Source organism: Ramlibacter sp. (assembly GCF_035706265.1).
GTDB lineage: Bacteria > Pseudomonadota > Gammaproteobacteria > Burkholderiales > Burkholderiaceae_C > Ramlibacter.
This window is the reverse complement of record NZ_DASSVG010000583.1, coordinates 1-6,133: the sequence shown is the minus strand read 5'-3', so window position 1 is coordinate 6,133 and position 6,133 is coordinate 1. Positions and strand designations below refer to the sequence as shown.

At 65.8% G+C, this 6,133-nt stretch carries 6 protein-coding genes; all 6 read right to left on the bottom strand.

Features of this window, described 5'->3' with window-relative positions:
- On the bottom strand, positions 1–426 hold a 426-nt coding region (locus VFM98_RS20905; RefSeq protein ID WP_325111820.1), incomplete at its 3' end, for a DUF1178 family protein.
- A gap of 4 nt (positions 427–430) precedes the next feature.
- A complete protein-coding gene (locus VFM98_RS20900; protein WP_325111819.1) occupies positions 431–1,012 on the bottom strand; it encodes an NUDIX hydrolase in 582 nt (193 codons plus the stop codon).
- A 3-nt stretch (positions 1,013–1,015) separates the two neighbouring features.
- Positions 1,016–1,315 (bottom strand): DUF2818 family protein, encoded by a 300-nt coding sequence (locus tag VFM98_RS20895; RefSeq protein ID WP_325111818.1) that lies wholly within the window; start codon positions 1,313–1,315, stop codon positions 1,016–1,018.
- Positions 1,316–1,331: 16 nt separating this feature from the next.
- Positions 1,332–2,819 (bottom strand): NADH-quinone oxidoreductase subunit NuoN, encoded by a 1,488-nt coding sequence (gene nuoN / locus VFM98_RS20890; protein WP_325111817.1) that lies wholly within the window; start codon positions 2,817–2,819, stop codon positions 1,332–1,334.
- A 22-nt stretch (positions 2,820–2,841) separates the two neighbouring features.
- Positions 2,842–4,320, bottom strand: coding sequence for an NADH-quinone oxidoreductase subunit M (locus VFM98_RS20885; RefSeq protein WP_325111816.1), 1,479 nt, complete (start codon positions 4,318–4,320; stop codon positions 2,842–2,844).
- A 22-nt stretch (positions 4,321–4,342) separates the two neighbouring features.
- On the bottom strand, positions 4,343–6,133 hold a 1,791-nt coding region (gene nuoL / locus VFM98_RS20880), incomplete at its 5' end, for an NADH-quinone oxidoreductase subunit L (protein WP_325111815.1).

The following is a 6,133-nucleotide window of genomic DNA, read 5'->3' as shown; positions in this document are numbered from 1 at the left end:
GAGGCCCTTGGGCAGCGGCAGCGGCAGCACGGCGATGCCCTCTTCCAGCAGCGCCTGCGTTTCTTCCCGGGAGGCCTGGCCGCGGATGCCGCGCTCCTCGGATTCGCCGTAGTGGATCTTGCGGGCTTCCTCGGCGAAGCGCTCGCCGACGTCCTCGGTGTTGGCCACCACCTGCTTCACCAGTTGCATCCAGGCCGCCTGCAGTTGCGCATCGGGCGCGGTGACCACTTCCTGCTTGGCCGGCGCCCTGGGTTCGGGAGCGCCCAGGTTCAGGCGCGGGGCGCTCGGCATCTTGGCGACCTGAACGTCGCCGCACAGGGGGCATTCGACCAGCCCGCGGGCGAGCTGGTCCTGGAAGTCTTCTTCGGACGCGAACCAGCCCTCGAAGCCGTGGGCGTGACTGCACTGGAGGTTGAGCACCTTCATGGCGTCAAGCTGGGGTTTGCCAGTCCAGTTTCCAAGTGCCGGCAGCCACGTTCTGGACCCAGATGGCCGAAGCGAGGGTCTTGGAATCCTGCACCACGCCGTCGCGGCACCAGCCCAGGAATTCCTCCGGGGTGGCGGTGATGACGTCCAGGAACTCGCCCTCGTCGAGCTGCGCGCCCCGGTGCTCCAGCCCGCGCGCGAACCAGATGCCGATCGCCTCGTCCGAGTAGGCGACCGTGGGGTACATGGTGAAGGCGAAGGCCCATTCGCGCGCCACGTAGCCGGTCTCCTCCAGCAGCTCGCGCTGCGCGCAGGCCAGGGCGCCCTCGCCCGGATCCAGCTTGCCGGCCGGGATCTCGATCATCACCTTGCCGGTGGGATGGCGGTACTGGCGCTCCAGCACGATGCGGCCGTCGTCCAGCAGCGGCACGATGGCCACGGCGCCGGGATGGAGCACGTATTCGCGCGTGGCGTTGCCGCCGTCCGGCAGGCGGACGGTCTCGCGCACGATGTGGAGGAAGTGCCCCTTGAGCAATTCCTCGCGGGAGACCGTGTGCTCCCTCAGGTGGCCGTCGGTGTGCGACATGGACTACTTGCGCTTGTAAAGGTAACGCCAGACGAAGCCGGGAAAGGCGAAGGTGAGGAACAGCGCCGCGGTGATCGCGTAGAACTCCCAGCCCTGGGGCGCGATCTGGCCGGCGCGCTGCTCCAGGCCCAGGCCCACGGCGCCGACCAGAAGATACATCAGGACGAGTTCCCCCAGCCGCACGGCCAGGTTCTTGCCGCCCGCCAGGGGAACCAGACCGAGCAGGCGCTCGGTCAGGAAAGGCAGGTTGGCGCCCGCGAAGGCCAGCGCGAGCACCAGCCAGACCGAGGCGGTCTGCGTCACGCGCGCCGGGTGATCGTCACGAACCCAGCATCCGCACGATGGCCCGCGCGCACAGCGTCATCAGGCCGCCCGGCAGGATGCCCAGCAGCAGCACCAGCCCGCCGTTGACCGTGAGCACCACGCGCACGTCGGCCGGCGCCGCCACCGTGGTGGCCGTGATCGGCGCGTCGAAGTACATCACCTTGACCACGCGGATGTAGTAGTACGCGGCCACCAGCGACATCAGCACCGCGAAGACGGCCAGGCCGATGTACAGCGAGCTGCCCGAAGCCACCAGCGCCTGCAGCACCGACAGCTTGGCGTAGAAGCCCACCATCGGCGGGATGCCGGCCAGCGAGAACAGGCAGATCGACATGATGCCGGCGTACAGCGGGCTGCGCTGGTTGAGGCCGGCGAAGTCGGCGATCTCCTCGCTCTCGAAGCCCTCGCGCGCCAGCAGCAGGATGATGCCGACGGCGGCCAGGAAGGTCAGCACGTAGGTCACGATGTAGAACATCGCGGAGCTGTAGGCGTTGCGGGCGAAGATCGGGTCGCCGTTGACCACGCCGGACAGCAGGCCCAGCATCACGAAGCCCATCTGGCCGATGGTCGAATAGGCCAGCATGCGCTTGAGGTTGGTCTGCGCGATGGCGGCCAGGTTGCCGATGAACAGCGAGGCCACGGCCAGCACCATCAGCATCTGCTGCCAGTCGATCGCCAGCGGCAGCAGGCCTTCCACCAGCAGCCGGATCGCGATCGCGAAGGCCGCCAGTTCGGGCGCCGTGCCGATGATCAGCATGATCGCCGTCGGCGCGCCCTGGTAGACGTCTGGGATCCACATGTGGAAGGGGGCGGCGCCCAGCTTGAAGGCAAGGCCTGCGACGATGAACACGAGGCCGAACACCAGCACCTGGTGCTTGACCTGGCCGCTGCCGACGATCTTGAACACCGTGCCGATGTCCAGCGAACCGGTGGCGCCGTACAGCATCGAGATGCCATAGAGCAGGAAGCCCGAGGCCATCGCGCCCAGCACGAAGTACTTCATCGCGGCTTCGGTGGCGATGGTGTGGTCGCGGCGCAGCGCCACCAGCGCGTAGCTGGAGAGCGTGAGCAGTTCCAGGCCCAGGTAGATCACCAGGAAGTTGTTGCCGGAGATCATCACGTAGATGCCCAGCAGCGCCAGCATGGCCAGCGTGAAGAACTCGCCGCCGCGCAGCATGTCGCGGTCGCCCGCGTAGGGGCGGCCGTACACCATGCAGACCATCATGGCGATGGTGGAGAAGCACTTCAGCCAGTTGGCCATCGAGTCGCTCACCACCATGCGGTTGAAGCCGTAGGACGTGCCGCCCTGCGCGCCCAGTTCGCCGGTGTAGAAGGCCAGCACGGCCAGCGTGAGCATGGTCAGGCCGTAGGTCAGGTTGCGCAGCCGGCTCTTCACGCCGAGGTCGACCAGCGCGATCACGCAGGCCATCACCAGCAGCAGGATCTCGGGCGCGACGACCGCGAGTTGGGTGTTGTCGATCATTTCTGGTTCTCCTGCTTCCGCGTCACAGCTTGGAAACCGCGACGTGCTTCAGGAAGCCGGCCACCGAGACGTTCATGACGTCGGTGAAGGGTTTCGGGTGGATGCCCATGTACAGCACCGCCACGGCCAGCAGGCCCAGCATCAGGAACTCGCGGGCGTTGATGTCCTTGAGCACCTTGACGTGGTCGTTGCCGATCGGGCCGAAGTACACGCGCTTGACCATCCACAGGGTGTAGGCGGCGCCCGAGATCAGCGAGGTGGCGGCCAGCAGGCCGAGCCAGAAGTTGGACTTCACCGTGGCCAGGATCACCATCCACTCGCCGACGAAGCCGGCGGTGGCGGGCAGGCCCGCATTGGCCATCGCGAACAGCACCGCCAGCGCGGCGAAGGTCGGCATGGTGTTGACGACGCCGCCGTAGTCGGCGATCTGGCGCGAGTGCACGCGGTCGTACAGCACGCCGATGCACAGGAACATGGCGGCCGAGACGAAGCCGTGCGCGATCATCATCGAGATGCCGCCGGAGACGCCCAGGTCGTTGAAGATGAAGAAGCCCAGCGTCACGAAGCCCATGTGCGCCACCGACGAATAGGCCACCAGCTTCTTCATGTCCTGCTGCACCAGGGCCACCAGGCCGACGTAGATCACGGCGATCAGCGACAGCGCGATGATCAGCCAGGCCCACTCGCGCGAGGCGTCGGGCGCGATCGGCATCGAGAAGCGCAGGAAGCCGTAGGCCCCCAGCTTCAGCATGATGGCGGCCAGCACGGCGGAGCCGCCGGTGGGCGCTTCCACGTGCACGTCCGGCAGCCAGGTGTGCACCGGGAACATCGGCACCTTCACGGCGAAGGCGGCGAAGAAGCCGAAGAACAGCAGCGTCTGGGCCAGCCCCGTGAGCGGCAGCTTGTGCCAGGTGAGGATGTCGAAGCTGCCGCCGGACTTGGTGTACAGGTACACCAGCGCCACCAGCATCAGCAGCGAGCCGAGCAGCGTGTACAGGAAGAACTTGAAGGCCGCGTAGATCTTGTTCGGCCCGCCCCAGATCCCGATGATCAGGTACATCGGGATCAGGGTCGCCTCGAAGAACACGTAGAACAGCACCGCGTCGAGCGCGCAGAACACGCCGATCATGAAGCCCGAGAGGATCAGGAACGCGCCCATGTACTGGTTGACGCGCTCGGTGATCACCTCCCAGGCCGAGATCACCACCACCACCGTGATGAAGGCGGTGAGCAGCACGAACCACAGCGAGATGCCGTCCACCCCCAGGTGGTAGTTGACGTTGAAGCGCTCGATCCAGCCCGTCTTCTCGACGAACTGCATGTCCGCGGTGGTGATGTCGAAGCGGCTGTACAGCGGCAGCGTCACCAGGAAGCTGACGATCGAGCCGACCAGCGCGATCCAGCGCACCATGCGCGCCTGGTCTTCGCGGCCCAGGGCCAGCAGGATCGCCCCGAACACGATCGGCGTCCAGATCGCGAGGCTCAAGAGTCCCGTCTGCATTTTCTTCTCTCTCCGATCCGTCTTACTTCTTCAGCCACTCGCTGATCATGGGCCAGCTCACGAAGTAGGTCATGAGAACCACCACGCCCACCAGCATCGCGAACGCGTAGTGGTAGATGTAGCCGGACTGCACCCAGCGCACCACGCCGGCGAACTTCGCCACCAGGCGGGCGCTGCCGTTGACGAAGATGCCCTCGATCACGCCCTGGTCGCCGCCCTTCCACAGGCCGCGGCCGACGCCGCGCGCCGCCGGCGCGATCAGGTTCTCGTTGATCCAGTCCATGTAGTACTTGTTGTCCAGCAGCTTGTAGACCGGCTGGAAGCGGCGCTGGATCGCGGCCGGCAGCGCCAGGTTCTTCATGTACATGTACCAGGCGAGCACCACGCCGGCGAGCGCCAGCCAGAACACCGGCGTCGTGAAGCCGTGCAGCGCCATGGCGAGCGGGCCGTGGAATTCCCTGGCCATCTCCTCCAGCGCCGGGTGCCGCTCCAGGTTGACGAAGATGGAGTCCTTGAAGAAATCGCCGTACAGCATGCCCTGGATGGTCAGGTAGCCGATCACCACCGAGGGAATCGCCAGCAGGATCAGCGGCACCGTCACCACCCACGGCGACTCGTGCGGCTTGGCGTCGTGGCCATGGCCATGGCCGTGGTCGTCCTTGTGCACGGCATGTCCCTGCACGTCCGGCTCCTCGTCGGAGTAGTGGTGCGCGTGGGCCTCCGGGTTCTGGTCGTAGCGCTCCTTGCCGTGGAACACCAGGAAGTACATGCGGAAGGAGTAGAAGGCCGTCACGAACACGCCGGCCATCACGGCGAAGTAGGCGAAGCCGGCGCCGGGCAGCTTCGACAGGTGCACGGCCTCGATGATCGAGTCCTTCGAGTAGAAGCCGGCGAAGAAGGGCGTGCCGATCAGGGCCAGCGAGCCGAGCAGCGAGGTGATCCACGTGATCGGCATGTACTTGCGCACGCCGCCCATCCAGCGGATGTCCTGGTTGTGGTGCATGCCGATGATCACCGAGCCGGCGGCCAGGAACAGCAGCGCCTTGAAGAAGGCGTGCGTCATCAGGTGGAACACCGCCACCGAGTAGGCGGAGGCGCCCAGGGCGACGGTCATGTACCCGAGCTGCGACAGCGTCGAATACGCCACCACGCGCTTGATGTCGTTCTGGATGATGCCCAGGAAGCCCATGAACAGGGCCGTGATGGCGCCGATCACCAGGATGAAGGACAGCGCCGTGTCGGACAGCTCGAACAGCGGCGACATGCGCGCCACCATGAAGATGCCGGCCGTCACCATCGTGGCGGCGTGGATCAGCGCGGAAATCGGCGTCGGGCCTTCCATCGAGTCGGGCAGCCACACGTGCAGCGGGAACTGCGCGCTCTTGCCCATGGCGCCGATGAACAGGCAGATGCAGATCACCGTGATCAGCATCCAGTCGGTGCCGTAGCCGAAGGGCACCACCAGCTTCTGCGCGTTGGCGAAGGTCTCGCCGTAGTTCAGCGTGTTGAGGGTCGCGACGACCAGGCCGATGCCCAGGATGAAGCCGAAGTCGCCGACACGGTTGACCAGGAAGGCCTTGAGGTTGGCGAAGATCGCGGTCGGCTTGGTGTACCAGAAGCCGATCAGCAGGTAGGAAACCAGGCCCACCGCCTCCCAGCCGAAGAACAGCTGGAGGAAGTTGTTGCTCATGACCAGCATGAGCATCGAGAACGTGAACAGCGAGATGTAGCCGAAGAAGCGGTTGTAGCCCTCGTCCTCCTCCATGTAGCCGATGGTGTAGATGTGCACCATCAGGGAGACGAAGGTCACCAC

What these genes read in the sequence shown, in the direction of transcription:
- VFM98_RS20900 (WP_325111819.1), bottom strand. Translation starts at nt 1,012, where the DNA reads ATGTCGCACACCGACGGCCACCTGAGGGAGCACACGGTCTCCCGCGAG.
- nuoN (WP_325111817.1), bottom strand. Translation starts at nt 2,819, where the DNA reads ATGATCGACAACACCCAACTCGCGGTCGTCGCGCCCGAGATCCTGCTG.
- VFM98_RS20885 (WP_325111816.1), bottom strand. Translation starts at nt 4,320, where the DNA reads ATGCAGACGGGACTCTTGAGCCTCGCGATCTGGACGCCGATCGTGTTC.